Origin of the sequence: Bacteroides sp. HMSC067B03 (genome assembly GCF_001811315.1) — a bacterium.
GTDB lineage: Bacteria > Bacteroidota > Bacteroidia > Bacteroidales > Bacteroidaceae > Bacteroides > Bacteroides faecis.
The window spans coordinates 157366-183093 of the sequence record NZ_KV804450.1 but is presented as its reverse complement, the minus strand read 5'-3'; the positions used below and the strand labels follow the sequence as shown (position 1 = coordinate 183093).

General features: G+C 40.7%; 24 protein-coding genes and 2 pseudogenes. 13 read left to right on the top strand and 13 right to left on the bottom strand.

Annotated features, from left to right (window positions below; translation table 11 throughout):
• Position 1: 1 nt before the first annotated feature.
• From HMPREF2794_RS22465 to HMPREF2794_RS22455, 3 genes are read left to right on the top strand one after another with little or no spacing between them, the layout of a single operon-like run.
• Positions 2 to 1306, top strand: coding sequence for a TolC family protein (locus tag HMPREF2794_RS22465; protein ID WP_055269636.1), 1305 nt, complete (start codon positions 2 to 4; stop codon positions 1304 to 1306).
• A 16-nt stretch (positions 1307 to 1322) separates the two neighbouring features.
• Positions 1323 to 2378 carry a sensor histidine kinase gene (locus HMPREF2794_RS22460; protein ID WP_055269638.1) on the top strand — a complete coding sequence of 352 codons (1056 nt, stop codon included), beginning with the start codon at positions 1323 to 1325 and terminating at the stop codon, positions 2376 to 2378.
• On the top strand, positions 2371 to 3171 hold the full coding sequence (locus HMPREF2794_RS22455; RefSeq protein ID WP_010538494.1) for a LytR/AlgR family response regulator transcription factor: 801 nt from the start codon (positions 2371 to 2373) through the stop codon (positions 3169 to 3171). The genes HMPREF2794_RS22460 and HMPREF2794_RS22455 overlap by 8 nt, the downstream gene beginning before the upstream one ends.
• A gap of 5 nt (positions 3172 to 3176) precedes the next feature.
• Here HMPREF2794_RS22455 and HMPREF2794_RS22450 read toward each other — a convergent pair whose 3' ends face one another.
• The 3 genes and pseudogenes from HMPREF2794_RS22450 to HMPREF2794_RS22440 all read right to left on the bottom strand — a co-directional run bounded on the left by HMPREF2794_RS22450 (position 3177) and on the right by HMPREF2794_RS22440 (position 8198).
• A complete protein-coding gene (locus tag HMPREF2794_RS22450; RefSeq protein WP_070752743.1) occupies positions 3177 to 6296 on the bottom strand; it encodes an ATP-binding protein in 3120 nt (1039 codons plus the stop codon).
• A 120-nt stretch (positions 6297 to 6416) separates the two neighbouring features.
• Positions 6417 to 7037, bottom strand: a pseudogene (locus HMPREF2794_RS22445) (sensor histidine kinase); the annotation flags it as partial.
• Positions 7038 to 7670: 633 nt separating this feature from the next.
• A complete protein-coding gene (locus tag HMPREF2794_RS22440; RefSeq protein WP_022301164.1) occupies positions 7671 to 8198 on the bottom strand; it encodes a DJ-1/PfpI family protein in 528 nt (175 codons plus the stop codon).
• 166 nt (positions 8199 to 8364) lie between these two features.
• On the opposite strand from HMPREF2794_RS22440, the gene HMPREF2794_RS22435 reads away from it, so the two are divergent.
• Complete coding sequence (locus HMPREF2794_RS22435; protein ID WP_010538490.1) at positions 8365 to 8712, top strand: winged helix-turn-helix transcriptional regulator; 348 nt, start codon at positions 8365 to 8367, stop codon at positions 8710 to 8712.
• 85 nt (positions 8713 to 8797) lie between these two features.
• Here HMPREF2794_RS22435 and HMPREF2794_RS22430 read toward each other — a convergent pair whose 3' ends face one another.
• Complete coding sequence (locus tag HMPREF2794_RS22430) at positions 8798 to 11032, bottom strand: S9 family peptidase (RefSeq protein ID WP_070752741.1); 2235 nt, start codon at positions 11030 to 11032, stop codon at positions 8798 to 8800.
• A gap of 260 nt (positions 11033 to 11292) precedes the next feature.
• Between HMPREF2794_RS22430 and HMPREF2794_RS22425 the strand changes: the two genes are divergently transcribed.
• The 6 genes from HMPREF2794_RS22425 (at position 11293) to HMPREF2794_RS22400 (ending at position 15400) form a co-directional block, all read left to right on the top strand.
• Positions 11293 to 11736: a GNAT family N-acetyltransferase gene (locus HMPREF2794_RS22425; RefSeq protein WP_055269644.1), complete on the top strand. Its 444-nt coding sequence runs from the start codon at positions 11293 to 11295 to the stop codon at positions 11734 to 11736.
• A gap of 13 nt (positions 11737 to 11749) precedes the next feature.
• A complete protein-coding gene (locus HMPREF2794_RS22420; protein ID WP_010538487.1) occupies positions 11750 to 12430 on the top strand; it encodes an RNA polymerase sigma factor in 681 nt (226 codons plus the stop codon).
• Between the two features lie 61 nt (positions 12431 to 12491).
• Positions 12492 to 13022: a DinB family protein gene (locus HMPREF2794_RS22415; protein ID WP_070752739.1), complete on the top strand. Its 531-nt coding sequence runs from the start codon at positions 12492 to 12494 to the stop codon at positions 13020 to 13022.
• A 533-nt stretch (positions 13023 to 13555) separates the two neighbouring features.
• Complete coding sequence (locus tag HMPREF2794_RS22410; RefSeq protein WP_070752737.1) at positions 13556 to 14530, top strand: alpha/beta hydrolase; 975 nt, start codon at positions 13556 to 13558, stop codon at positions 14528 to 14530.
• Between the two features lies 1 nt (position 14531).
• Positions 14532 to 14813, top strand: coding sequence for a DUF2089 family protein (locus tag HMPREF2794_RS22405; RefSeq protein ID WP_010538484.1), 282 nt, complete (start codon positions 14532 to 14534; stop codon positions 14811 to 14813).
• Positions 14813 to 15400, top strand: a complete 588-nt coding sequence (locus HMPREF2794_RS22400; protein WP_070752777.1) for a hypothetical protein — start codon at positions 14813 to 14815, stop codon at positions 15398 to 15400. The genes HMPREF2794_RS22405 and HMPREF2794_RS22400 overlap by 1 nt, the downstream gene beginning before the upstream one ends.
• Positions 15401 to 15523: 123 nt before the next feature.
• Here the strand turns inward: HMPREF2794_RS22400 and creD are convergent, their stop codons facing one another.
• The 3 genes from creD to HMPREF2794_RS22385 are packed head-to-tail and all read right to left on the bottom strand — an operon-like array spanning position 15524 to position 17801.
• Positions 15524 to 16879 carry a cell envelope integrity protein CreD gene (creD, locus tag HMPREF2794_RS22395; protein ID WP_055269650.1) on the bottom strand — a complete coding sequence of 452 codons (1356 nt, stop codon included), beginning with the start codon at positions 16877 to 16879 and terminating at the stop codon, positions 15524 to 15526.
• 25 nt (positions 16880 to 16904) lie between these two features.
• Positions 16905 to 17201, bottom strand: coding sequence for a winged helix-turn-helix domain-containing protein (locus HMPREF2794_RS22390; RefSeq protein ID WP_010538481.1), 297 nt, complete (start codon positions 17199 to 17201; stop codon positions 16905 to 16907).
• On the bottom strand, positions 17202 to 17801 hold the full coding sequence (locus tag HMPREF2794_RS22385) for a hypothetical protein (protein ID WP_055269652.1): 600 nt from the start codon (positions 17799 to 17801) through the stop codon (positions 17202 to 17204).
• A 202-nt stretch (positions 17802 to 18003) separates the two neighbouring features.
• Between HMPREF2794_RS22385 and HMPREF2794_RS22380 the strand changes: the two are divergent.
• Positions 18004 to 18240 (top strand): annotated as a pseudogene (locus HMPREF2794_RS22380) (MFS transporter); the annotation flags it as partial.
• Positions 18241 to 18406: 166 nt separating this feature from the next.
• Here HMPREF2794_RS22380 and HMPREF2794_RS22375 read toward each other — a convergent pair.
• Together HMPREF2794_RS22375 and HMPREF2794_RS22370 are read right to left on the bottom strand one after the other, a co-directional pair.
• Positions 18407 to 19897, bottom strand: a complete 1491-nt coding sequence (locus HMPREF2794_RS22375; protein ID WP_070752735.1) for a UxaA family hydrolase — start codon at positions 19895 to 19897, stop codon at positions 18407 to 18409.
• A gap of 25 nt (positions 19898 to 19922) precedes the next feature.
• Positions 19923 to 20987, bottom strand: coding sequence for a LacI family DNA-binding transcriptional regulator (locus HMPREF2794_RS22370; RefSeq protein WP_010538477.1), 1065 nt, complete (start codon positions 20985 to 20987; stop codon positions 19923 to 19925).
• A 252-nt stretch (positions 20988 to 21239) separates the two neighbouring features.
• Between HMPREF2794_RS22370 and HMPREF2794_RS22365 the strand changes: the two genes are divergently transcribed.
• Entirely contained in the window at positions 21240 to 22265 is a 1026-nt protein-coding gene (locus HMPREF2794_RS22365; RefSeq protein ID WP_010538476.1) for a sugar kinase, read from the top strand.
• Positions 22266 to 22325: 60 nt separating this feature from the next.
• The gene (locus tag HMPREF2794_RS22360; protein WP_070752733.1) at positions 22326 to 22994 is read left to right on the top strand and encodes a bifunctional 4-hydroxy-2-oxoglutarate aldolase/2-dehydro-3-deoxy-phosphogluconate aldolase; all 669 of its coding nucleotides are present in this window, start codon (positions 22326 to 22328) and stop codon (positions 22992 to 22994) included.
• A gap of 202 nt (positions 22995 to 23196) precedes the next feature.
• On the opposite strand, the gene HMPREF2794_RS22355 is transcribed toward HMPREF2794_RS22360, so the two are convergent.
• From HMPREF2794_RS22355 to HMPREF2794_RS22340, 4 genes are all read right to left on the bottom strand, one after another.
• Entirely contained in the window at positions 23197 to 23463 is a 267-nt protein-coding gene (locus HMPREF2794_RS22355; protein WP_010538474.1) for a hypothetical protein, read from the bottom strand.
• Between the two features lie 579 nt (positions 23464 to 24042).
• The gene (locus HMPREF2794_RS22350) at positions 24043 to 24369 is read right to left on the bottom strand and encodes a DUF2149 domain-containing protein (protein ID WP_010538473.1); all 327 of its coding nucleotides are present in this window, start codon (positions 24367 to 24369) and stop codon (positions 24043 to 24045) included.
• Positions 24366 to 24983: a MotA/TolQ/ExbB proton channel family protein gene (locus tag HMPREF2794_RS22345; RefSeq protein WP_010538472.1), complete on the bottom strand. Its 618-nt coding sequence runs from the start codon at positions 24981 to 24983 to the stop codon at positions 24366 to 24368. Before HMPREF2794_RS22345 ends, HMPREF2794_RS22350 begins: the two co-directional genes overlap by 4 nt.
• Before the next feature lie 33 nt (positions 24984 to 25016).
• Positions 25017 to 25718 (bottom strand): hypothetical protein, encoded by a 702-nt coding sequence (locus HMPREF2794_RS22340; protein WP_010538471.1) that lies wholly within the window; start codon positions 25716 to 25718, stop codon positions 25017 to 25019.
• Positions 25719 to 25728: the final 10 nt, after the last annotated feature.

The window sequence follows — 25728 nt, the reverse complement described above, 5'->3', positions numbered from 1 at the left end:
GATGAAAATAAGAATATATAGCTTGTTGTTTTGCGGCTTTGCTCTGGGACCTTTATCTGCTTTTGCCCAACAGAGTCCTTTGCTTGAGAAATACCGGACGATGGCACTGGATTACAATCACGACTTGAAGGCGGCAGAAAAGAACATAGCCGCCAGTGTGGAAGTGGAAAAATCAGCCCGGGCAGATTTGAAACCGAAACTTTCCGGAGCAGCTAATTTTCAGTATACAGAGAATCCGCTGGAACTGACTTTGGACGTCCCTTCTTTGGGATTATCGAGAACTGTAGAAGGGAGGCAGCTAAACTATGGTGGCTCTCTGTCTATCGTGCAACCGATCTATACGGGCGGACGCGTGCTGGAATCCATTCGCATGGCACAGCATCAGCAATCATTGGCTGCCAATCAGGCAAGGGCTTTGAATGACGCCGTTTGTTATCAGACTGATATTCAATATTGGAGTGCCGTAGCCCGGCAGGAGATTGTGTCTGTTGCCGAAGATTTTCGTAACTCTATAGCAGCTTTGGTTCAGACAATCAAAGAAAGGGTGGAGGTAGGGCTTGTTGATCCGCAAGATTTACTGATGGCGGAAGTAAAGTTGAATGAGGCGGAATATCAGTTGCTTCAGGCACAAAGTAATTTTGAAACAGGGCGCATGGCATTGAATTCTATGATTGGCGTTCAGCTGGAACATCATACGGAGCTGGATTCGCAGATACCGATGGTGGTGGTCGAAGATTCTACGTGGCTGTCTGCCGGCATGACACGTCCTGAGATCCAAATAGCTTATGACCGGATTCGTATGGCCGAGAGTACAAAGAAGTTGAATGATTCGCAGTTCAAACCTCAGTTTTATGTGGGTATAGACGGAAGTTACTCTTCTCCCGGATATAATTTCAAGAAAGATCTGGACCCCAATTATGCTGTTTATGCTAAAGTCTCCGTACCCATTTTCGAGTGGGGAAAGCGTAAAAGTGAGAAACGTGCTTCTTCTTTTCGGATAGGTATGGCAGAAGATAATTTGAATAAAGTGATGGATCAGGTGGAACTGGAAATAGGCGTGGCACGTAAAGCATTGTCACAAGCCATTGAGCGGGTCCGTTTAAGTGAAAGTTCATTGGCCAAAGCAGAAGAAAATGAAGCGAAAGCCATAGAACGTTATAATGAAGGAAAGGTTTCAGTGGTGGAGGTGATTGATGCGCAAACCTATCGGCAGACATCGCAGGTGAATTATGTGCAGGCCAAAGCTGCGGCACAAGGACACTATTCGGAGTTAATAAAAGCTCTTCACGGATATGATTGTCGATAAAAAGCGCTAACTTTGTATGAAAAGAGCCGACTATATGAATGTAAAGTTGAACACCTTATTATATGTAGTGCTGTTTTCAGGGTTGGGTATATTCTCTTTCCTGTTACTGATCAATTATGCAACCTTCTCTGATCGGGTTGCTGATATATTACATTCAGTCAGTACACTGGGATTTTTTATATTGGCTTTTAATGTGCTGGGATATACCACTATCAGATTAAGTTCATGGATCGACAATCAGTATGCGCTGAATCTGCATCGGTGTTGGAAGCTGGTCTCGGTCTATATGGTCGTAATGGGGATGTTTTTTTTGCTGAACTACGGTTTGATGGTAACTGCCAAATTATTGGCAGGAGCTTCCCATCCGTTTACGTTTCCCAACGGAGGATGGCGGATTCTTATTACTGTATGGCTGGTAGAGCTTGTCATTTTAGGATTGCTGCTGGCTAATCGTTCCATGCGGAATACATTGAAGTTGCAGCAAGAAGCGGCTGCCTTGCAGAAAGAGAATAATACGGCACGATATACGGCTCTTCAGAACCAATTGAATCCTCATTTCCTATTCAATAGCCTGAATACATTAATTTCGGAAATTCGATACAATCCGGCAAATGCGGAGTTGTTTACCCAGCATCTTTCCGATGTGTACCGTTATATTCTTCAGTGCCAGAATCAACGACTGACAACATTGAGGGAAGAACTGGAATTTCTGAACTCTTATATCTTTTTGCATCGAGTACGGTTAGGGGATTGCATCCATATAGATAACCGTATTCCGAAAGCCTGTCTGGAAGCTCAACTTCCCCCGCTTACGATTCAGTTACTGGCGGAGAATGTAATAAAACATAATGTGATTCATATGGGGAAACCAATGACTATTGAACTGTTTTATCTGGAAAAGGAAAGGGAACTGGTAGTCAGTAACCGGATGCAGGCTAAAAAATCAGCAACAATTTCAGGGACCGGATTGAAGAATCTTGCTGCCCGGTATAGATTGTTGTGCAATCGTGATATAGTAGTAGAAAACACTTTACAGAAGTTTACCGTAAAAATACCTTTGCTCTATGAATAAAATAAAAGCAGCCATCATAGAAGATGAGATTCCGGCAGCCCGTCTGCTTAAGGATACATTATTGTCTCTTCGTCCCGATTGGGAAGTTCAGTTGTTGCCCGGTAACATTGAAGAGGCGGTAGAATGGTTCGGACAACATCCTCATCCGGATATTCTCTTTCTGGATATTCAGCTGACGGATGGTAATTCCTTCCTTTTTATAGAACAAGCGCACCCGGAGAGCATGATTGTATTTACTACAGCTTATGATGAATATGCCGTACGTGCTTTCTCTGTGAATAGTATTGACTATCTCTTAAAGCCAATCCATGAGGACCGTTTGATGCAGACTATTCTTCGTTTTGAAGGGTTGACAAAGAATTATATTCATGATTTCAACCATGAAAGCCGGATGCTGGAAATATTGCAGCAACTTTCTGTTGTACAGGAAGCTTCTTCTTCAGCACAGAAAAAGTATCGTACCCGTTTCCTGATTTCCGGTGGTGAGAAGCTTTTTACTTTGCAAGTGAGTGATATCGCCTACTTCTACTCAGAGAATAAGCTCACCTTTGCCGTGACTCATAAGAATCGTGAGTATCTTATTGATCTGGCATTAGACCGATTGAGCGAACAACTTGACCCGGATCACTTTTTCCGAACGAACCGTCAGACATTGGTCTGTATTGATGCCATTCAGCGTATTGAATCCTACTTCTTGGGAAAAGCGATTGTTCATGTGCAACCACCTTTCAAAGATAAGATCGTGGTGAGCAAAGACAAAATGGCTTCATTCAGGATGTGGCTGAATTATTAGTCATTTTATAGCAATATAATGCGCTTTTGCATAATGTCTGTAAGTTGTGCCTTCAACTGACGGGCATTGATTGGTTTCGGCATATAACCGTCGAAACCACTTTCCATTACCTGCTGTTCGTCCGAAGCGTATGCAAAAGCCGTGACTGCAATAATCGGTACCTTAGCGGAGTATTTGCGAATTTCTTTAGTTGCTTCATATCCATTCAGAACGGGCATGTTGATGTCCATCAGTATGATTTGCGGATTATATTCTTTGAACATATTCACAGCTTCCTGACCGTCCCAGGCATGAATCAGATGGTAGTCGTATTTTAGAATAGACTCGAATAACTTATAGTTGCTTTCATTGTCTTCAGCAATCAGAATGATCAGTTTGTCCTTTTCTATGAAAATCGTCTGTGTTTTCTTCGGGAGAGGCTTTTCTACTGTTTCGGCTTGTTTGTAAGGCAATGTAAACCAGAATGTAGCCCCCTTTCCTTCTTCTGATTCCACTCCGATTTTACCACCCATATGATCAACGAGTGTCTGGCAAATTGAGAGCCCTAATCCTGTTCCTTGTGTAAAGGAATTCAATTTTATAAAACGTCCGAAGATACTTTCTTGTTTATCCTGGGGGATGCCGCAACCTGTGTCAGTTACGTAAAAATAGAGCTCATCGTTTTGGTGTTCATATCCGAACCGGATGCTGCCTTGAGGTGTAAACTTTATGGCATTGGTTATAAGATTGATAATTAACTGGGATAACCTGTTTTTTTCTATATGTGCAAAACAAGGTTCTGCAGGAGCTACAAATTCCAGCTTTACAGTATCCGACTTGAGTTTCAGTTGGCAGCTGTTTTCCAGATCTTTCATTAAATCATTGAGTTCAATATCGGAATAATGTAAATCCAATGTTCCGGCTTCTATTTTGGATAGGTCGAGGATGTCACTGATGAGTTGCAACAATAGGGTATTATTGTTTTCAATGATGCTGACATATTCCTGTTTTTCCTCTTCTTCCTCCGTAGAGGCCAATATGCCGGAGAAGCCGACGATAGCATTTAATGGAGTACGAATTTCGTGACTCATGTTGGCGAGGAAGGCGGACTTCAGACGATTAGATTCTTCGGCACGGTCTTTGGCATTGATCAATTCCATTTCCATTTTTTTCCGTTCGGTAATAACGAGTGAGGAGCCTATCAAAGTTAACGGTTTGCCGTTCTCATCCCGCGTTTCAACAGCTGCCTGGGCTTCCACCCATTCTATTCTATGAAATCCGTTTTGTGTGCTGATCACACGGTACTCTTCTTTCACTTTTTTCGAATGACCTTCTATCAGGTTCTGATAAGCTTGTTCTACCCGTTTTCGGGCTTCTTTGAATATCTTGGAAAAATATTGATTGTCCGGAACAGCCAATTGATCTTCATTAATGTCTTTTCCTTGTGTGCTTAGCTCTATCGGTTTATTGATGTCACATAGGATTGTTTTGCTTTGCAAATCCCATTTCCAGGGTACAATGTTTGCCACATCGAGTGACATGGCTAGCTTATTATTGATAGTACTTAGTTTTTGTTGTGCCCTGTGTAATTCCGTACTGTCCAGGCAGAATACATCGATCATCTTGTTTTGAGGATTCGCTTTGAGCACAATGTCATAGAAAGTATTTATTTTCTTGAAATAATAGGGAAAAGTTATTATCTTATTTTCAGACAAAGCTATTTGAGTGAAGTGTAAGAATGGGGGCATTGACTCAAGGAATATTTCACTCGCTTTTCTTCCGATAACTTTCTCTTTGCGGAAAAATTTCTTTTCAAAGTGAGCATTCACATTACGGTAAATCAATTCTATAGGAGTACCGTTTTTGTCAGTAATCACTTCTTCCTGCATATATAGAATAGGCATATTATTAATCAGGCTTTTATAGTTTGCCATTGCTTCGATCTCTTTTTGCTGTGCTTTTTTGATGATATTCAGATTATGAATACGATAGAAAAAAAATAATGCCAATAATAGAATGAAGAAAAGTGTTCCTATAATAAAGTACCTGTTCTGTTCCCAAAAAGTGAGTGGTTTGTTTAGAAAACAGGTGTTGGGCGGACACATGGAGGGGGAGTATCCTTTACGAAGCAAGATAGTATAATTAATGATGGGCACACCGTCCGATGGTGTATAGAAAGGAATTTCCCGTGCCTGCTTTCCATTAAGTATTTCGGAGACAATATGAATCAATTGCTGATTGTAATGTTTCTGATTGTAAGTATAGCCACCTATCATACCTCCGTTTTCCTCGGTAATGTCGGCCATATTGAGGGTGAAAATAGGGGCGCTGGTTGTCACGATAAGTTTGTAGGCATTAGAAGCTAAGTATGTATTTCCCGCAAATTTAGTTTTATAGAGCCAGGAAGCAAATAGTATTCCTGTTGTATTCGGATCGATAAAATACAATGAATCCAGTAATTGGTTGGTTGTCCATTTCTTCGGAGTGATGAACTGATATTCGATGTCCGGATTCATGGTTTTCAACTTGCTCTGTATCTCAATGCTATTGGTTTGGTTGATTTGCCGTTCATCCCCGATAAATATAAATTTCTTCATATCGGGGACTATATGAGATATTAGTTGTATGTTTTCCTGAAGATAGAGGTTAGAGTATAAATGAACCAAGTTGTATGGATCGGCCAGTTGAGAGAGTGGTATACAGTCGGCTTTTACAATCGGTTGCTTGCATATATAGACTTCTTGTGAGCCTATATAGTTTTCTTCCGAACATAATACGATAGGAATATCCCCCCATAGTTCTCTATATTCGTCGCGCAGCAATAGAGCTGAATTACCCAATAATACCAGTAAACGTGGATGATGTTTACTATATTTTTCCTGAATAAGATTCTTGAATTCCTTCAAGGTGGTATCGGTATCAATCATTAGCATATTCATATGTTCCGCATATAAAGTTAATTGGGGAACTTTTTGTACATATTCTGATATAGCGGAGATCATCCGATTACTCCATGGAGCAGATTCTGCATAGGAATTGATACACAAAATGTAATTTGAGATATCTATGTGGTCTCTTTGCGCTAAAATAGGGGTAATAGATACGAAACATAGAAAAAACAGTAGCAGATGTTTTTTTATATTCATAAAGAGGTCTGTTTGTGCTCGATTTAATAATTAATGGTTGATTTGATATGGACAAAAGTAGTAAAAACAATCTGAAAAACGATAATATCCCTTCAAAAAATGATAAAATGAAAATATTAACTAAAGAATTTCATCTTTTATGTTGTATAGGTGCGTAAACCGAAAGCGAGAACCGGCTCCCTGTTCGGATTCTACCCCGATATGACTGCCGAGATGATCTATGATACTTCTGCAGATGGACAATCCCAGCCCCGTTCCTTTCGAAAAAGAATTCAATTTCACAAAACACTCGAATACATGTTCTTTTTTGTCCGGAGCGATGCCCATCCCTGTATCTGTCACGGAAAATTCGATTGTCTGACTATTTTCGTTCAGATGATATTCAAGAAGAATTTGACCTTCACTGGTGAATTTGAGAGCATTGTTGATGAAATTGGTGATAACCTGCATTAAACGTTTCTTATCTGTATAAATGCAGTAATCTGGAAGGTTGGAAGCAAGTAGAACGGGTACTGCCTTGTCCTCCTTTATGTCGTAATTGCGCATAATATCCTCACAGAAGCTCTTGACATTGAGATGGTCCATCGTGAATTCAAGAGTTCCGGCTTCTATTTTTGATAGATCCAGAATATCTGATATTAACTGTAACAGCAAATCTGTATTCTCTTGCATAATATTAATGTATTCCCGGCGCTCTTCTTTGCTGTCTGACTCGACAAGGAGGCTTGCAAAACCGACAATTTTTAAACCCATAGTATTTACAAATATCAGTTAGCGATTCTGTGATTTTTGCTTCGATAGTTTTATCACTGTTCAATCGTTCTAGAAAATGAAGTAAAAATGCGCTAAATCCTTGTTTCTCTTTGTTCATATACTGTTTATACCTAAGGTTAGATACGTTGCATGTGTATCGTTTTTCTTTTCAAATATTCAGGTCGCTAATATACAAACTTTTGAAAGATAATAATGTTTTACTATTTTTTTGTAATAGTCCGTTATTCTTTATTTTGATACGAAAACAGAAGGAGTGACAGCAGTTTTTTCTTAGCTATAGAGAGTAATCGCCATATGTAGGTGTATGGAATGGGTACTATCTGTTTTTTATCAATAGTTACCTGCTCATTGTTGTGTTTTATTGACGAACGGATTGGGAAAATTGGTGAGTGGGAAGCGGATTTTGTAAGTCGTTGGTTCTTAATACTATATGAGTATTGTTTTTTCCCTTTTAAACCAACACCCTGTTGGTTTAAAACCAAGGACCCGTTTCTCGGTGTGCAACGGGCCGTTGGTTTTAAAGGAACGAATGACTTAATAATCCAATTGCATGAATCATTCTTCTTTTGTGTAGAATTCTTCTAAGATGTACTGCCAGGGTTATTTCAATGCTTCTATGATTCTTGGTAACATTGTCCAGATCGTATTCTCATCTTGTGCAGTAAAAAAGTTGCCATCTATTTCCGATTTTTCATCCGTGGCGGTTCCATTTTGAATTGCCGGTTTGGCTAGCGGGTGAACAGCTATTTTTTTGCCTTTCGTTATACCTGTAAAGTCAAACATCATGGCGCCGGCACAATGCCCGATCATCACCTTTCCTTTTTCTCCGAAGGTCTTGATGACTTCCATCAAGTCTACATTGTAAGGCTTGTCTGCGTATTGCTGGAATACAGGTACTGCATCACCGCAAGAGAATACGAGTGCGTCAAATTCGTCCTCATGTCCTTTTAGATTGGCTATTACATCATCTACTGTCAGGGTAACTCCTGAATTAGTTTTGATTTCTTTCGTATCCGATACGGCAAATACTTTATATGGAATGCCGTTTTCGAAAAAAGCTTCTAAATACTGGAATAAACCACACCCATTTACCGGATTAACTGCTAAAACTGCTACTTTCTTTGCCATAATCATCATTATTAGAGTGAAACAATAGTTATTTTTAGTAAGTTTATTACTTTTGTGATGCAAATGTATCTACCTTGATTGAGAAATACAATAACGAACCTCAGAATAAGGAAGTTACATGGAAGTAACTATTGCTGAAACTCAACAATATATAAAACGTTAAAAGATGAAAAACTTTCACCCGACAGGGAATTGTCCCGTAAGAGATGTTATATGCCGCTTGGGAGACAAATGGTCGATGCTGGTACTCATTACTTTGAATGCCAATGGCACGATGCGTTTTAGTGATATTCATAAAACGATAGAGGATATTTCACAGCGGATGTTAACTGTTACTCTTCGTACGCTTGAATCTGACGGCTTGGTTGAACGGAAAATATATGCAGAAGTTCCTCCCCGTGTAGAGTATTACCTGACAGATACAGGAGGAACTTTAATTCCTCATCTTGAAGGATTGGTTGGCTGGGCTTTAGAAAATATGGATACGATTCTGGAGCATAGGAAAGGCAGCTGATCAGTCAGGGCAATTGTGTTATTAGGCGCAAATGAAAACAAACAGGACTTCATTTGCGCCTGATAATCCATAGTGAAGACGGATGCTACTTTATTTCATTCCATCCCGGTGGAGTTGTATTTAGCAGATGGCGCACGAAGAAATCATAGCGTTTATGTTCACCATAACTTTCTCCCATCGTATGATGGGCTCCGGGGATGACGACTAATTCAAAATCTTTATTAGCTTTGATCAGAGCGTTCACTACCTGCATGGTGGAAGCCGGATCTACGTTATCATCCATTTCACCTACTACCAGCATTAGCGGACGGCTAAGCAGATGGGCATTTTCAACATTCGATCCTTCTTTATATTGCTCCCCAATGGGGTATCCCAGCCATTGTTCATTCCACCAGATTTTATCCATGCGGTTATCATGGCAACCGCAGGCTGAATATGCTGCTTTATAGAAGTCCGGATGAAACAGTACTGCTGTCATTGATTCTTGTCCACCTGCGGAACAACCATATATTCCGACACGATCTATATCCATATAAGGATACTTTTGGGCTGCAGATTTTATCCAGGCGATATGATCGGGTAACCCGGCATCTTTCAGATTCTTGTAGCACACGTTTTCGAAACTGCGTGAACGGAAAGAAGTTCCCATACCGTCTACCATTACAACAATAAAACCGAGTTCGGCAATACCACTCATATAATAGTTATAGGGGATGAAATTCTTGGGGACGTATTGGCTGCCGGGCCCTTGGTAGATGTATTCCAGAACAGGGTATTTCTTGGCGGGGTCGAAGTTGGAGGGACGAATGATGATTCCCCACATATCCGTTTTCCCGTCACGTCCTTTGGCTGTGAATACTTCGGGGGCTTTCCAGCCTTCCGCTATCAAACGGCTGATATCGGCAGTTTCGAGTGGCATGATGACTTTTCCGTTTTCAGCATTGCGGAGTACGGCTATGGGGGCTTTGTCTACCATTGAATATACATCGACCAGATATTGCATATCTTTGGAAAACCATGCGTTGTGCATTCCTTCTTCCGGAGTGAGACAAGTGAGATTTCTGCCATCGAAGCCGATACGATAGTAACGGATCAGGTAGGGATCTTCATTGGCCTGTACACCATTTGCCGAAAAATAAATAAGTTGGTTCGTTTCATCTACACGAAGAATATCACGTACATACCATTCGCCTTTGGTTATCTGATGAACAGGTTGGGCTGTGGTGCGATCATACATATACAGATGATTCCAGTTGTCACGTTCACTCATCCATATCATCCGTTTTCCATCTTGCAAGTCGTGGCGGAAATGGCGGGAATAATTGACGTATTTATCACTTGTTTCTTCTATTAACGGACGTACTTTTCCTGTTGTAGCCGAAAGCTCCAATACCCGGTAAACCTGATGGCCGCGTTGGTTGTATTCGAAGGTAACGGCTTGGCTGTCTTTATTCCATTCGGGACTCGTAAGATAATATTGTTGAGAGAATAAATCTGTTGATGGAATCACACCGTGTCCTGTTTCTACTTCGTAAATGCAGGGTATCCTAAATGGAAGTTCGTCTCCCGGTTTGGCATACTCTTGTTTGTGGAGTTTAGGTTGAAGTTGGTCGGCAGGGGAGGATTCAACATAATATACATAGCGTTTTTCTACCGGGCGGATCTTGCAGGAAGCCACTTTTTTACTGTCGGGAGACCAACGGATATAGGCTGAGTAATAATTTCCCAAAGTACCGTCGAGACTTAACTGTCTTTCTTTTCCGGTGGCTATTTCCTTTACATATATATTATGATTCTTAGTGAATGCTACATATTTCCTGTCAGGAGAGGAGACGGGAGTTGCTGTTTTTTCGTCGTCAGTTTCCATCCAGTGGCGTTGTTTGTGTGGAGCCGGCAGAGTGCCTTCGTCTGTCAGCTGATTGGTGTTGATGGCATACATCCATCGATGATTGTTGAAGACGAAACGTAGTGTATCCAACTTCTTATTGACTGACAGACGATCCAGATAAAGAGAAGTCGATTCTATTTTACGTCCTGATGCTTCACTTAAAGCCGTTGCCATAAGTTTGTGGTCGAACAAGTCTTTCCTGTTTTTATGGTCGGCATCCACTAATACATAGAGACGTCCTTCGGGAGTATTTCGCACATACCAGAAATGATGTGTTTCATCAATCCACTCCGGATTCACATTGGAATAGAATACTTTGTTGGCACTGAATTTTTCTCCTGATGAGTAAGCGCGGCGGTAATCTTCTATGGTACCTTGTGCAACAGCTGTGTTTGTGCAAAAGAGCAAGACTGCTAATAACAGGTTTTTCATGATTCTACGATTAAAATTTGCCAACAAAGTAAACGATAATAATAGGAGAAAACAAACGCATTGTATTATTTTTCTATTGATTTGGACGATTGTCTGATTGTATCTGTATATTCTTAGAATGTGATATTCTCAATTTCAGCATTTATATCAGAGCAGGGACCGGCTGGACCGGTTCTCAAGATATACTTTCGAGAAATTGTTTATCAGGTGAATTTTTATACCTTTGCAAGATACTGATAAGATGTTCAAAGTTTTACAATATGGAGATAAAAAAAGTAATTTCTGATAAAAAAGAGTTTTTGGAACTGTTGCTGCTGGCTGATGAACAGGAAAGTATGATCGACCGTTATCTGGAACGTGGTGATATGTTTGTCCTGTATGATGACGGGTTGAAAGCGTGCTGTGTCGTCACCTGTGAAGGGGAGGGGATTTACGAAATTAAGAATATAGCTACGATCTCTTTTTTCCAGCGACAGGGATACGGTAAACGCTTGATTCAATTTTTATTTGAACATTATCAAGGGAGGTGCTCTGAAATGTTGGTTGGCACGGGAGATGTGCCTTCTACGAGATCTTTCTACGAACATTGTGGCTTCACCATCTCTCATCGGGTAGAGAACTTTTTTACCGACAATTATGACCACCCTATGTATGAAGACGGTGAACAACTGGTAGATATGGTGTATCTGAAAAAGACATTTTAGTGTTTACTCTGTAATGGAAATGGATGTAAACCGGTTGGTGGAAGAATATGGGAATATGATTTCCACGATTGCACACCGGATGATTCAGAATAAAGAAATAGCCCGCGAAGCGGCGCAGGAAGTGTGGTATGAACTTTGCAAAAGTTTCCATAGTTTTAAAGGCGATTCGGAACTTTCTACATGGATATATACTATTGCCCGGCGTACCATCGGCAGGTATGCGGAAGGTGAAAGGCAGATGAAGATGACCGAGGTAGAATATTTCCGTTCGTTGCCTGAAATCGAATATTCCGGTGAGGAAGAGGCAAAGCGGGAATGGATAAAGGAAAGATGCGACTGGTGTATTACTGCTCTGAATCATTGTCTGAATAATGATGCCCGACTGATTTTTATCTTTAGAGAAAATGTAGGGTTGCCCTATCGGCAAATCAGTGCGATAATGGAACTGAAAGAAAGCAATGTACGGCAAATCTATAACCGTTCAATTCAAAAAATCACTCTTTTTATGAATGATACCTGTCCGTTGTATAATTCCGGTGGTACCTGTAAGTGTCGTATTTGTAAACCGGTACATTCCATTGATATGGATAAGGAATACGCAATAGTGCAGAGAATGATGAGGCTGGCAGATTTATACCGGAAATTTGAAAAAGAGTTGCCTCGAAAAAATTATTGGGAGAGATTTTTGCTGTAAGTTGTCACAAACCTCATGTGTGTTTTCACTAACTATATGTATAATTTAAAAACATATAGTTATGAGTAAAATTGAATTTTTAAAAGAGCAGATGATAGAGGCTCGCGCTTTTGTGAAACGTTTGATGTCCGAATTGCCGGAAGATTTATGGTATGTGATTCCCGAGGGTACGGATTCAAATTTCATCTGGCAGGTGGGACATTTATTGGTTTCGCAGAATTTTCATACTATGACTGCTGTGACAGGAGTAAATAAGAAAGTAGGAGAGCTGTTGCCTATTAAAGAATATAACAGAATATTTAATGGAATGGGAACCATGCACCGTTCTATAGAAAAAGATATGATTCCCGTACTTAAATTAAAAGAAGAGTTTGAGATTGTTCACCAAATTTGTATCAGTAGCTTGGAAACATTAAATGATGATATCTTATCCGATTGTTTGGAACCTCTTCCGTTTAAACATCCGGTAGCAGAAGTAAAGTATGAAGTACTGGCATGGAGCTTCAAACATGAAATGTGGCATAGTGCGGAAATGGAAGCTATCAAAAGAGATTTAGGCTATCCGATTGTGTGGATGAAACAAGAAATATAATAATATAAGCGGAATTATAAAAAAATGGGGCATTAATCGGAAGACCAGTGTCCCATATTATATTTGTTCTACTCGTGAAGTATTTATAAATCATATACGGTTACGGCAATCAAACCACAGGTGCTTGTGGAGGTATTGACTTCTGGGGCAGTTGCTGGGAATGGATTTCATCCACGAACGCAGATGGTTTGTATATTGTCAAAGGTGGTAGTTGGGACTCTGACCGTGATGATTGTCGCAGCGAAAAATCGGATGTCGTAAGAACGGGTACGCAAGGCTATGTCAATGTTGGTTTCAGGGTAGTAAGAACCGATTTTATTTAATCATTAAAAACAATATTCAAATATGAAAAAGTTATGTGGAACATATGATTTCTTAAATATTCGTCTTATTATAACTCACAAAAGTGACTATAAATTCAATTAGTATTGAATATAATTAAATATAGATTTAATTATATTCAAATAATTATTTGTTTTATTCGTTTTTGTGATTACTTTTGTGATAAATTAAATCATCTAAATGTAAATCATATGAAGTGTATCTCTCTTACTTTAGCTCTTTTCTTATCCTTGTGTAGCTTTTTATGTCAGGCTCAGATTCTTCCTGTGGAAGAGCAAGCAGTAGTCTTGAATACAAAAGAGGGGGATATAAAAGGAAAGCTGCTGCTTCCTGATGAAGGGAAAGTATGGCCGGTAGTATTATTGATAGCTGGTTCGGGACCAACTGACATGGATGGAAATTCAGCTGTTGGTAACATGAAGAATAACTCGTTGAAGTTTCTGGCTGAAGGTTTGGCGAAGAATGGCATCGCATCTTTGCGTTTTGATAAGCGGGGGATAGCAAGTAGTGCTGCTGCCGGAAAGGAGGAGGTAAAACTACGTTTTGAAGATTACGTGAATGATGTGATCGGATGGATTGATTATTTGGCAAAGGACCGTCGTTTCACCGGTATTACGGTAGTTGGTCATAGCGAAGGTTCGTTGATTGGTATGTTGGCTTGTAAGGACCGTCCGAAAGTAAAGGGATTTGTTTCGTTGGCGGGAGCCGGGCGTCCGGCTTATGAATTGATAGAAATTCAGGTTGCCGCTCAGAAGTTACCTGAAGCGATGCTGAAAGAAGTGGCTTCCATTAATGAGTCGCTGAAGGGTGGTAAAGAGGTGACGGATGTTCCTGTGTATTTACAATCGTTGTTTCGTGCTTCTGTTCAGCCATACCTTATTTCATGGTACAAATATAATCCTCAGACTATTATTGCTGCTTTGAAAGTACCCGTTCTGATTGTACAGGGGAAAACTGACATTCAAGTTTCCGTGGAAGATGCGGAACTATTGAAGAAGGCTTGTCCTGCTGCCAGATTCCTTCTGATCGATCGTATGAATCATGTTTTGAAAGATTGTGATGTGACGGATCAGCAACAGCAACTTGCTGTTTATACTAATCCTTCGTTACCTGTGAATACCATTTTAATATCTTCTGTCAGTTCATTTATAAAGAAACCAAAGTAATATGGGGGAGATAAAGAAGCGTTTACCATTACAGTGCCCGGCATGTGATGCTCCTTTGAGAGTGAACCGGTTGTTTTGCGAAGAGTGTAATACAGAGGTTTGCGGTAATTTTGAACTGCCTCTGCTGGCACGGCTGTCGGAAAAGGAACAGCAGTTTGTACTCGACTTTGTAAAATCGAGTGGCAGTTTGAAAGATATGGCAAAAAATATAGGAGTCAGTTACCCTACTGTTCGAAATATATTGGATGATTTAATCGAAAAACTAACAAAAATGGATGTATGATGGGAAATAAGGTAATAGAACAAATCGTAAATCCGTTCATTCGGATTGCCGGTATGAAAGCATTGGGCTGGGGAGTTTTAGGTCTGGCTGTTTCTACGTGGATCTGTTGGATATCCGGTTATCATTATCACGGATTGCTTCATTTCGGTCCTGCTCCCAATCCGGCTTGGTGGTGTTATTTGGCGGAGCATTTGATCGTGTGGCTGATTCCTGCGTTACTGTTCTTTCTTGGAGGTGTTTTTTTGTCACATTCCCACATTCGTATAGTAGATGTGTTGGGCACTGTGCTGTTTGCCCAGTTACCGTTACTGGTGATGAGTTTAATTAGTTTATTGCCGCCTATGCGAATGTTGTCTCAAATGGATATGAACATGTCACCCGAAAAGCTGCTGGCACAACCTTATTTCTTGCAAGCGGTGGTTTTGTCGTTGCTGGGATTACCCTTTCTGATCGTTATGCTTGTATGGATGTTTAACGCATTGAAGGTATCTTGCAACCTGAAGAGCTGGCAGTTGTGGACAGTTGCACTAGTAGGAATTATCGGCGGTGATGTTTTGTGCCGTATAGTGATCGGGTGGTTGTATTGACGGTCAAAAACATGGTGACACTATCCTGCTGTCATAGTGTCACCATCACACAGATATAGTGACACCATAACAATGGGATAGTGTCACCATGTTAAGACTGTTTATATTGCCATCCAGGCATTCCTATTCATTGAACCAGTCTATCTTTTTAGAGAAGTACATTACTAATGCCAGAATGCAGAACAATCCCAAACTACCTGCCAGTAAAGCGAAGGTCTCCAGCTGAATGAGAATAAAGATATAAAGGTAAAGGATGCTCAACAATCCGGACATGGTCAGTGCAGGTTTCTTCTTTTTGATGATACCAAACATGTATCCTCCTACCAACATAATGGTTAATGCAGCCGATATTAAATATGCCGGGTTGAAACCGATATGTTCGGAGAAGGAGAGTAGTAAGCTGTAAAACAGACATAATGCCAGACCTACCAATAAATATTGTAAAGCGTGGATACGGGTCTTATTCATGATTTCTGTGAAGAAGATTACTCCGAACGTTAGCAGGATAATCAGAATTGCATATTTGGCGGAACGCATAGATTGTTGATATTGCTCTACCGGAATCTTAAAGTTGACACCAAAACTGGAATTATCCACTTCTTTAATATTGGCACCACTGTAATCCATCATGACCTGTGAATAGTTACGGTTCAGATTTAAAACCTGCCATTGAGCCGAGAAATCTTTTTCTGTGACATTCCGGTTATTAGGCAAATAATTGCCTGTAAAACTGGGGGTGCTCCAGTTAGCTTTCAGATCAACACGAGTTGTTTTCCCCAGTGGGATAAAGTTTAGAGATTGAGAACCTTTCAGTTTTATTTTTATCTCATAAGGCAGTTTCTTGTTCGTCTTCAACTCCGACAGATTAGCGATGGCATGCACACCTGTACTGCTTAATCCCCTGTTGTCCATTCCCGGTTCAAAGATATAAACAGAATCTCCCAAAGCAATGCTGATTTGCTCGCTGATTCCCCGCATGTCCGTCAGGTTCAGGCAAATGGCAGCTCTGTCCAATTGTAGTTGCTCTATATCTATTCTGCTTTTTCTCAGTTCTTCCGAGCTGAATGAACCTTTCAATGTGAGCTCCGACTGATATACATTGACCTCATAGATACTCCTTTTGAGTATTTCTGTTTTTAGCTGGCCATTGATTGAAAGTTCGTCAGGGAATAACATCAGGTCTTTGATAGATACTTTCTTTTCCCCTTTGTTTTCCGTAACGACCGGATACTGGATATTCAGATACGGTCCGGTGACGGTCTGTGCAAGGCTCCATTTTTCGCTTACCTCGTTAATTGCTTCTTCCTGTGTGCGTCCTCGTTCCGAGATGAGGTCTTCGATCATAAACATAGGTATCATCAGAAGAATAATTAATCCTCCGATAATCACAATTTTGATTGTTTTTGAGAAGCGATGCAGGCATCCTAATGGTTGCTGCTGTTCTACCTCTTCGTTTGATTTTTCATTGAAACCGTCCATAAGATAATAGTGTTTAGATGAATTATTATGTTGACTTTAGAAAATTCTCTAAGGCTTCAATATGGGATTTAAAGGCATCTCTGCCTAATTTTGTAGCTCGGAAAACTGTTCGTGGTTTTCGGCCTACAAAACCTTTTATGCATTCGATATATTTCAGCTCTTCCAGTGCACGGGTATGACTTGCCAGATTGCCATCTGTCAGGGAAAGCTGTTCTTTCAGAAAATTGAAATCAGCTTCCTCATTGACCATCAGCACAGCCATAATCCCCAACCGGACTTTGCTTTCGAATGCTTTATTAATATTTTGGAATGCTTCTATCATTTATGATTTCCTTCTTTCGTAATGTAAATAGAACAATATGCCATATAGAATATGGAACCCACCGAAACCGATGGCCCAAAACAGTAAGGAATGACCTTCCCAAAAACAGTCGATGATTCCCAGTCCGATAAAGGCATATCCTAACCAGGCAATGCTGGAATAGGTAAACTTGGAAACATTGACTAATGTCAGACCATAAAATAAAAGCATGATTGATGCTATTATGCCATAATATCCATGCAATAGAATGGAAATACATAATATGCCTCCGGTCAACATCGGGAGAGAAAAATTCCACAATGCCCGATAAGTCAGCCGGCTAAAAAACTTTTGCCCAGTCTTTTTGGATTTATAGTAGGAAAGGATACAGGCAGTGACAGCGGAGACTGTCAATACAAGTGAAGCTACTATGATCATTAGTTCCAAAGCTGTGCTCAACTTTGTGTCTGGTGTAATAACTTGTGTAGCGACATAGGCGCCCACTAATGCGTAAATGCCCGCCATAATTGCAGCGAGACCACTGAAAGAGATAAACTTTGAGGACTTTTCCATCAACTCTTTTATCTCATTTACTGATTCTAATGCTTTGTCTTTATTCATATAAAAAGTACTTTGTAGTGCAAAGTAAAATAAAAGATTTCAGATGAACAAGATTTTAATCGGATTATTTTGAAGAGAAATGTTGAGATATACTATTAATACGTTGATAATTGATTAGTATATGGATAAATGAAGTTGTATGTAATCACTAAATTCGATATATAAACGAAATTAGTCAAATGTTTGACTAATTCGGGGGAAATACAGTCAGTCTTTAAACATGGCTCTGTCACAAGGTCACAAGTATGACGAAGCTGTACAAATAGCAACTAATTCTCTCCATGCAACCTTACAACAGCAAAGTTTGCTGCTTGCTTTAAAAGAGATTCTGGGATATCTGTTGGTAATATCGGTTATTATTGCTGTTGTCTCCCGTTTTATCCCGTTTCATAAAACGATTCGTGTTACATTCCTTAGGACAGGGGATGATATGGTTTAATATGAGTAGGCGCTTTGAAGTTCTTGTAGATAAAAAGAGTTTTTGATAATGAAAAGAGTTGCTGTCCGGTCCAACTTATGTTGGCTATTGGATAGCAACTCTTCATATTGTTCTACGTACCTTTTAAGGTTTCGTTTTAGTCTATTGCGTTAAATGTACATTACTTTTATAAAGTAACTCCTGTCTTAAAGATCGCAATTTCGCGATAACCTTTCTTCTCGTTGTTCACGAGTTCGCCGCTTGCCACTTTAATCACATAATCGATAAAACGTTCACAAGTTTTCTCCATCGGTTCGTTTTCAACGATCACTCCGGCATTAAAATCAATCCATCCCGGTTTGTTCTTTGCTAAAGTAGAGTTGGTAGAAATCTTCATTGTCGGAACAAAAGTACCGAAAGGAGTTCCGCGTCCGGTAGTGAAAAGTACCATATGACATCCGCTGGCTGCGAGAGTAGTGGCAGCTACCAGGTCATTACCCGGGGCAGAAAGTAAATTGAGCCCTTTCTTTTGCAGGCGTTCTCCGTAAGGCATCACCCCGGATACATAACTCTTCCCACATTTCTGTGTACATCCCAATGCTTTTTCTTCCAAGGTAGAGATGCCTCCGGCTTTGTTACCCGGAGATGGATTCTCACCCACAGGCTCTCCATGTGACAGGAAGTATTCTTTGAAATCATTAATCAGATGCACAGTCTGTTCGAACAAGTCCTTGTTTTCGCAACGATTCATCAGGATTGTTTCTGCACCGAACATTTCCGGAACTTCTGTCAGCACGCTTGTACCACCCTGCGCAATCAGAAAGTCGGAGAACATACCCAATAACGGATTGGCTGTAATACCGGAGAAACCATCGGAACCGCCACATTTCAGACCAACACGCAATTCGGACAGAGGCACTTCCGTACGTTCATCTTTAGATGCCTCAGCATATAAGTCACGCAGAATTTCCATTCCTTCTTCATATTCATCGCCTACTTTCTGAGTAACCATAAACTTTACACGATCCTGATCGAAATCACCCAGAAATTCACGGAATACATCCGGCTGGTTGTTTTCACATCCCAAACCTACCACCAATACTGCACCTGCATTGGGATGAAGTACCATATCACGAAGAATCTTTTTCGTATTTTCATGGTCGTCACCAAGCTGTGAGCAACCGTAATTGTGGGGGAATGAAACGATAGCATCTACCCCTTTTCCTTCTGTTTCGCGACGCAAACCTTCGGCTAGTTGTCCGATGATACCGTTTACACAACCTACAGTCGGGATAATCCAGATTTCGTTTCTTACACCGACATCACCATTCTTACGGCGGTAACCTTTGAAAGTTAGGTCTTTATGGGGGATATCCAATGCAACCTGAATCGGATTATAGGTATATTCCAATAGTCCGGCAAGGTTCGTCTTGATATTCGTTTCGTTCATCCAGTCTCCCTGTCTCTTCGCCATGCGGGCATGGCCGATAGGGTAACCATACTTGATTACGTTCTCGCCTTCTGCAAAATCTTTGAGTGCAAACTTATGACCGGCAGGAATGTCTTCATTCAGTGTAATCTCAATGCCATCTACAGAGAGATGCTCTCCTTCCGGGAGGTTAACAATGGCAACAGCAACGTTGTCGGCAGGATTAATTCTTAAATACTTTGTTTCCATGTACTTGTTTAGTTGGATTTTGTTGTTATTTGCTATGGTAATAGTCTATTGTCTCTACAGTCAACAAGTCAATTGGCATATAGTTGATGCAGGTCACGTCTTTCTTGAAAATGAGGTGATCGCACAGTGCCTTGATACCATTGAGACCTTGTAGCTCCGGTTGCTGGGCTATGAGGAAAGAAACGCTTCCTTCTTTCAGGCAGGTGACGTTTCGTTCCAAAAGGTCATAACCTATCAGATTGAAATCTTTCTTTCCGCGGCTTTGCAGATATTCGCCAACGATGTAGACTTTCGAATTGAAAGTGATTCCATTCTTTACACTCGGGTGGGCGCGGAAGAATTCATCCAGCATTTCGTTATCTTCATCATTACGCTCTGCATGTAAGTCGAGCTCCAGTATATTACAAGACGGATGATGTTCCTTCATGTACTGCCTGAATCCGATTTCCCGGTTTTCCTGTTGATTAGAACCGACAATTCCTTCATGTATTTTGCGGAAAATGACAATCTCTTTTTCGTCTCTGGCAAGCAACATCAACATACGGGCGGCAAAGTATCCGCTTTGGCGTGAGTTCTGCCCAAAGAAGGCGAGGGGAGGGACGTCTTTAATATTTGAGTCTATATATATAAAAGGTATATCCAGTGCTTGCAACTGGTCAGTGAATCCTTTAGTATATTGAGGAGCTGTAGGAGCTACCATAACTCCGTCCGGTTGTTGAGTCAGAATTGCTTCGCTGGCATCTACAAACGAATGGTAATCGTAAGGATCATAATAGTTGATTTTCACTGAAGTATTGAAATCTGAATAGGTAGCGATGGCTTCGTGGATGCCCAATTCTACTGCGGTCCAGTATTCACCTTCCAAGTGTTGGGGCAGAAGGCAAATGAATGTATACTTTTTGTTGGATGCTAAAGCGCTGGCATACATATTAGGTTGGTAGTCAAGCTGCTTCAGAATTTCTTCCACCCGTTTTTTACTTGCTTCTGATACGCCGCTGCGCCCGTGAATGACGCGGTCTACTGTTCCTACTGACACGTCTGCTAAGCGGGCGATGTCTTTGATTCTGATTCTTTCGGGCAATTTATTCATACGATCACCTTATTTATATAGGTTTATGTGCTCGCACACAATAATAATCTTAATATTTTCGACACAAATATATAACAATTTTTGTAATTACGAAAATTGTTGTATATTTGTGCCCGCACACGAAAGGTGTGTGGCGTTACTCTGTTTATAGATTAAATATCATATAATCAGCTGTTTAAACCCTAAAATGGACTGAAAATGATAAATTGAAACTTCATAATATTAATAACTTAGAATTTAAAACATAAGATTATGGGAAAGAAAGTCGTTACATTAGGCGAAATCATGCTTAGATTGTCAACTCCGGGTAATACTCGCTTTGTTCAGTCTGACTCTTTTGATGTAGTATATGGTGGTGGAGAAGCAAACGTTGCAGTAAGCTGTGCCAACTACGGACATGAAGCCTATTTCGTAACCAAATTGCCAAAACATGAAATCGGACAGTCTGCTGTAAACGCTTTGCGTAAATATGGTGTGAAGACAGACTTTATTGCTCGTGGTGGAGACCGTGTAGGTATCTATTATCTGGAAACTGGTGCTTCTATGCGTCCTAGCAAAGTTATCTATGACCGCGCTCATTCTGCTATTGCTGAGGCTGATGCCGCTGACTTCGATTTTGATGCTATCATGGAAGGTGCTGACTGGTTCCACTGGTCTGGTATCACCCCTGCTATCTCCGATAAAGCTGCCGAACTGACTCGTCTGGCTTGCGAAGCTGCGAAGCGTCACGGTGTGACTGTATCAGTTGACTTGAATTTCCGTAAGAAACTGTGGACTAAAGAAAAAGCTCAGTCTATCATGAAACCATTGATGCAGTATGTAGATGTATGTATCGGCAACGAAGAAGATGCAGAACTTTGTCTGGGCTTCAAACCGGATGCTGACGTTGAAGCAGGTCATACAGATGCTGAAGGTTACAAGGGTATCTTCCAGCAGATGATGAAAGAGTTCGGATTCAAATATGTTGTTTCTACATTGCGTGAATCTTTCTCGGCTACTCACAACGGCTGGAAAGCTATGATCTACAATGGTGAAGAATTCTATACTTCGAAACGTTATGATATCGATCCGATTATTGACCGTGTAGGTGGTGGTGATTCTTTCTCCGGTGGTATTATCCATGGTTTGATGACTAAGCCTAACCAAGGTGCTGCTCTTGAATTCGCTGTTGCTGCATCTGCTTTGAAACACACTATCAATGGTGACTTCAATTTAGTTTCTATAGAAGAAGTTGAAGCTTTGGCTGGTGGTGACGCAAGTGGTCGCGTACAGAGATAAGTTGAGAATAGAGAGTTGAAAATTTGAATAGTCAATTCATTTAAAATAGTAAATAATAAGATGGCAAAATTCGATAAAATAGCCGTAATGAATAAAATCGGCTCTACAGGTATGGTTCCTGTGTTCTATCATAAAGATGCAGAAGTGGCAAAGAAAGTTGTAAAAGCTTGTTATGACGGTGGTGTCCGCGCTTTTGAATTCACCAACCGTGGTGACTTTGCGCAGGAAGTGTTTGCTGAAATCGTGAAATATGCAGCAAAAGAATGTCCTGAAATGGCTATCGGTATCGGTTCAATCGTTGATCCGGCTACTGCTGCAATGTATCTTCAACTGGGAGCTAACTTTGTAGTAGGTCCGTTGTTCAACCCGGAAATCGCTAAGGTATGTAACCGTCGTCTGGTGGCTTACACTCCGGGCTGTGGCTCTGTATCAGAAGTTGGTTTTGCGCAGGAAGTAGGCTGTGACCTTTGCAAAGTATTCCCTGGAGATGTCTACGGAACTAACTTTGTAAAAGGGTTAATGGCTCCGATGCCATGGTCTAAGCTGATGGTGACAGGCGGGGTAGAACCTACCAAAGAAAACCTGACAGCATGGATCAAAGCCAGTGTATTCTGTGTAGGTATGGGCTCTAAACTGTTCCCGAAAGATAAGGTAGCGGCAGAAGACTGGGCTTATGTAACTGCAAAATGCGAGGAAGCTCTCGGCTATATCGCTGAAGCACGCAAGTAAGATTAGACGGCGAAAGCCATCTATATAAAACAAGAGGCTGATGTGTCAGCCTCTTCAAAATATGCCTCAAAGGGTTAGTTAGTTTAGTTAGTAATGAGGCATATTTTTTCCATTTTGTTTAAAGGTGTTTAAAGGGGATAAGTCATCGGAATGAGTGATCATTTCGGTGACTTGTTTTTTTTGTTTGCTGCGGTCGTTCTTTTTAAGAATGATGAACCATTCGTACTTTGATAATTCGTCCGATAACGAGTGCTGCAATATATACCACGGCAAAGCCTATGATTGAAAATACAAACGGCTTCTGTTCATTGAAAGTACGACGTGGAGGTATAGCTGCGTAAGCCTCATTAGTGGTAGTCTGATTGTCAGACTTGGCGACGGCTGTTACTTGCAGTGTTGTTTCTGTTGCTACCATCTGGCAGCTATCTGTTGTTGTGGATACAGTATCCACTAATACTTCTGTAGACATCTTTTTTACCCTTTTAAATGATACATAATACAACATAGTACTAAAGGGTTAGTTCAAAGGGATTTTTAAAATCGGCGCAAAGGTAATTAAAAAAGTAAATGATAGAGCATGAGAAGACTATTCTTTTCAAAGGATTTGATATAAATCAATTTTTAAGAGATTTTTCTCTTGTTCGTTTGCCGGCGGTGGAGAATGTAGACAGGCAGAAGCATTAGTAATAAACAGAAGATGCTGATGAGAGGGAAATAGCGATTGTAGATATACTCATTTTCATCAACATTATTCATCAGGCAAACAGGCATGTACATTCGGGGTTATCGCTGCTGTGTAATGACAAACAGATTGAAGCAGCTTATCATGACAATGAGGGCAAGGACTACCTTTATATACAAATGTGATTGCTTTTTGTGATCTTTTGGCAAGAGTACTATCATGTGTGTGTTAAATCTGTGCGATCTGTCACTTGAAATTTGCCAAAGAGTCTCCTTTCTGTTTATGTATAAGAAAAGGAGATCTTTCGGCAAATTCAGAATAACAAGATACTATGTATATATTTACTTTAAACCAATCTTAAATCGGTTATTCGGGTACATAAATGATTTCACCATTATCCAGTTCATAGGCGATACCTACTTTCTTTCCACGTTTTCCTTCTTTCTTATCCTGATCTTCAGATGGAGTATATCGGTTGATCTTATTACCTTCTTTGGTAATGATTTCCATATTCTCTTTACCCGGATTTTTCACCATCGTATAGTCTTCCTGCGAAAAGACCTCTGTCATGTTATACCGGCTGACGAGTGCTACCATCAATGCAACAGCAAAAACCATCGCAATGTCGAACAGGTTGGATACTACACTGATAGGATCGGCGTCTTCTTCTTTTCGTAATAGGTTATGCTTCATTTCTCTGTAGTTTTATTGATTGAACGTTTGTCATTGAGCAGTTCGGATATGAATTCAAGATTGGTCATATCCTGTAAGTACCAGCGTTGTTTCACCTGCTGTGTGAGGAAACCTACGGCACCTGCTACCAGTCCGACTACAGTGGTGGCGAAAGCAATCTGCATGTTGTAAGCCATGGAAGCAATATCACCACTGGCCAGTCCTGCAAGGGCAGGGCCCATTGGGATCAGCGTTCCCATCAACCCTAAGATAGGGCCCAGTTTAGTCAGAGTTTTAGAGATGGCTAAATCTTTGTCTGCTGCAATTTCAAAATTAGCTAATAAGCGTTGTACCTGTGCCGGAGTATCACGCGCATCCAATACTTGGCGCATATACATAATGACAAGGGATCTGGAGTTTTCCGGAAGATTGGAGCCAAGTTCTCCGACGGTATCCGGAGTCAGTTTGTTCAGTTCGTTACGGAGCAGAGCCTCTGTTTTACGGATAGACAGATATTGACCATAGAAACTACCGGCAAGTATGATTGCACGGCAAAAGAGGATGATTAATAAAACGATCACAGGAACAAGTAGGCCTGTTGAGATCCAGTATAAAATGTCTGATATAAGATTCATTGTTATTGATAATTTAATGCGTTATTTATTCTTTTATTGTTTCACACTTTTTTCTTTATTTCTATTTCGGATGTTCCACCAGAGAAGACCGAGAATTCCACCAGCCAATGCAATGATTATGACGCCTGCCAATGCTTTCCAGTCTATTTCACTGACACCTGCTGCGGAAGTCTTTCCGTTGACTGTGGCAACAATTCCCAGAACGGCTACCAAGGCATTGGTCAGGAAAAATAGTTCGAGGCGTAGCTCTTTCTCCGGCAGTAAATGGAGGAGTATAAATCTGCCACAAGGAATAGCTGCCAGAATAAAGGCTGCATAACTCCAGGCTATCGTCTGGAATGAAGTGCCGGGAAAAGCAAAGATGAGATATACCAGACCGCTGAATAGAACGGGAAAAATCAATAATCCCGGAAACCAGCGGAGGAAACGGTACATGAGTATCATGCGCGGTTTGACCGGATAGTCATTGGCCACGTGGACGGCAAGCATGGCATAAGCCATTTGTATGCAGACTTCCACACTGAGAAGCACGGAAGTATCCAGCATCAAAGGCTGATTGCTCAGCCAGTTTGCTATCTGAGTTTTCGATTGCTCGATAGCATATGGCCACATTAATCCGGTGAAGACAGCGCAGATAGCGGCGATAATGCAGACCGCTATCAATTTCCAGAACGTTTGCTTCAACAGAAAGTTGAATGCTGTAAGAAGCATAAGTACAAGAACAACTGTATCCATTATACGATTT

Bases quoted from the DNA above. Each gene is read 5' to 3' on its own strand.
- HMPREF2794_RS22390 (WP_010538481.1), bottom strand. From the start codon at position 17,201: ATGATAGAAGCATTCCAAAATATTAATAAAGCATTCGAAAGCAAAGTC.
- HMPREF2794_RS22340 (WP_010538471.1), bottom strand. From the start codon at position 25,718: ATGGATACAGTTGTTCTTGTACTTATGCTTCTTACAGCATTCAACTTT.
- HMPREF2794_RS22415 (WP_070752739.1), top strand. From the start codon at position 12,492: ATGAGTAAAATTGAATTTTTAAAAGAGCAGATGATAGAGGCTCGCGCT.
- HMPREF2794_RS22360 (WP_070752733.1), top strand. From the start codon at position 22,326: ATGGCAAAATTCGATAAAATAGCCGTAATGAATAAAATCGGCTCTACA.
- HMPREF2794_RS22410 (WP_070752737.1), top strand. From the start codon at position 13,556: ATGAAGTGTATCTCTCTTACTTTAGCTCTTTTCTTATCCTTGTGTAGC.
- HMPREF2794_RS22355 (WP_010538474.1), bottom strand. From the start codon at position 23,463: ATGTCTACAGAAGTATTAGTGGATACTGTATCCACAACAACAGATAGC.
- HMPREF2794_RS22455 (WP_010538494.1), top strand. From the start codon at position 2,371: ATGAATAAAATAAAAGCAGCCATCATAGAAGATGAGATTCCGGCAGCC.
- HMPREF2794_RS22405 (WP_010538484.1), top strand. From the start codon at position 14,532: ATGGGGGAGATAAAGAAGCGTTTACCATTACAGTGCCCGGCATGTGAT.
- creD (WP_055269650.1), bottom strand. From the start codon at position 16,879: ATGGACGGTTTCAATGAAAAATCAAACGAAGAGGTAGAACAGCAGCAA.
- HMPREF2794_RS22465 (WP_055269636.1), top strand. From the start codon at position 2: ATGAAAATAAGAATATATAGCTTGTTGTTTTGCGGCTTTGCTCTGGGA.
- HMPREF2794_RS22425 (WP_055269644.1), top strand. From the start codon at position 11,293: ATGGAGATAAAAAAAGTAATTTCTGATAAAAAAGAGTTTTTGGAACTG.
- HMPREF2794_RS22435 (WP_010538490.1), top strand. From the start codon at position 8,365: ATGAAAAACTTTCACCCGACAGGGAATTGTCCCGTAAGAGATGTTATA.
- HMPREF2794_RS22345 (WP_010538472.1), bottom strand. From the start codon at position 24,983: ATGAATCTTATATCAGACATTTTATACTGGATCTCAACAGGCCTACTT.
- HMPREF2794_RS22375 (WP_070752735.1), bottom strand. From the start codon at position 19,897: ATGGAAACAAAGTATTTAAGAATTAATCCTGCCGACAACGTTGCTGTT.
- HMPREF2794_RS22430 (WP_070752741.1), bottom strand. From the start codon at position 11,032: ATGAAAAACCTGTTATTAGCAGTCTTGCTCTTTTGCACAAACACAGCT.
- HMPREF2794_RS22385 (WP_055269652.1), bottom strand. From the start codon at position 17,801: ATGAATAAAGACAAAGCATTAGAATCAGTAAATGAGATAAAAGAGTTG.
- HMPREF2794_RS22365 (WP_010538476.1), top strand. From the start codon at position 21,240: ATGGGAAAGAAAGTCGTTACATTAGGCGAAATCATGCTTAGATTGTCA.
- HMPREF2794_RS22350 (WP_010538473.1), bottom strand. From the start codon at position 24,369: ATGAAGCATAACCTATTACGAAAAGAAGAAGACGCCGATCCTATCAGT.
- HMPREF2794_RS22460 (WP_055269638.1), top strand. From the start codon at position 1,323: ATGAAAAGAGCCGACTATATGAATGTAAAGTTGAACACCTTATTATAT.
- HMPREF2794_RS22420 (WP_010538487.1), top strand. From the start codon at position 11,750: ATGGAAATGGATGTAAACCGGTTGGTGGAAGAATATGGGAATATGATT.
- HMPREF2794_RS22370 (WP_010538477.1), bottom strand. From the start codon at position 20,987: ATGAATAAATTGCCCGAAAGAATCAGAATCAAAGACATCGCCCGCTTA.
- HMPREF2794_RS22400 (WP_070752777.1), top strand. From the start codon at position 14,813: ATGGGAAATAAGGTAATAGAACAAATCGTAAATCCGTTCATTCGGATT.
- HMPREF2794_RS22450 (WP_070752743.1), bottom strand. From the start codon at position 6,296: ATGAATATAAAAAAACATCTGCTACTGTTTTTTCTATGTTTCGTATCT.
- HMPREF2794_RS22440 (WP_022301164.1), bottom strand. From the start codon at position 8,198: ATGGCAAAGAAAGTAGCAGTTTTAGCAGTTAATCCGGTAAATGGGTGT.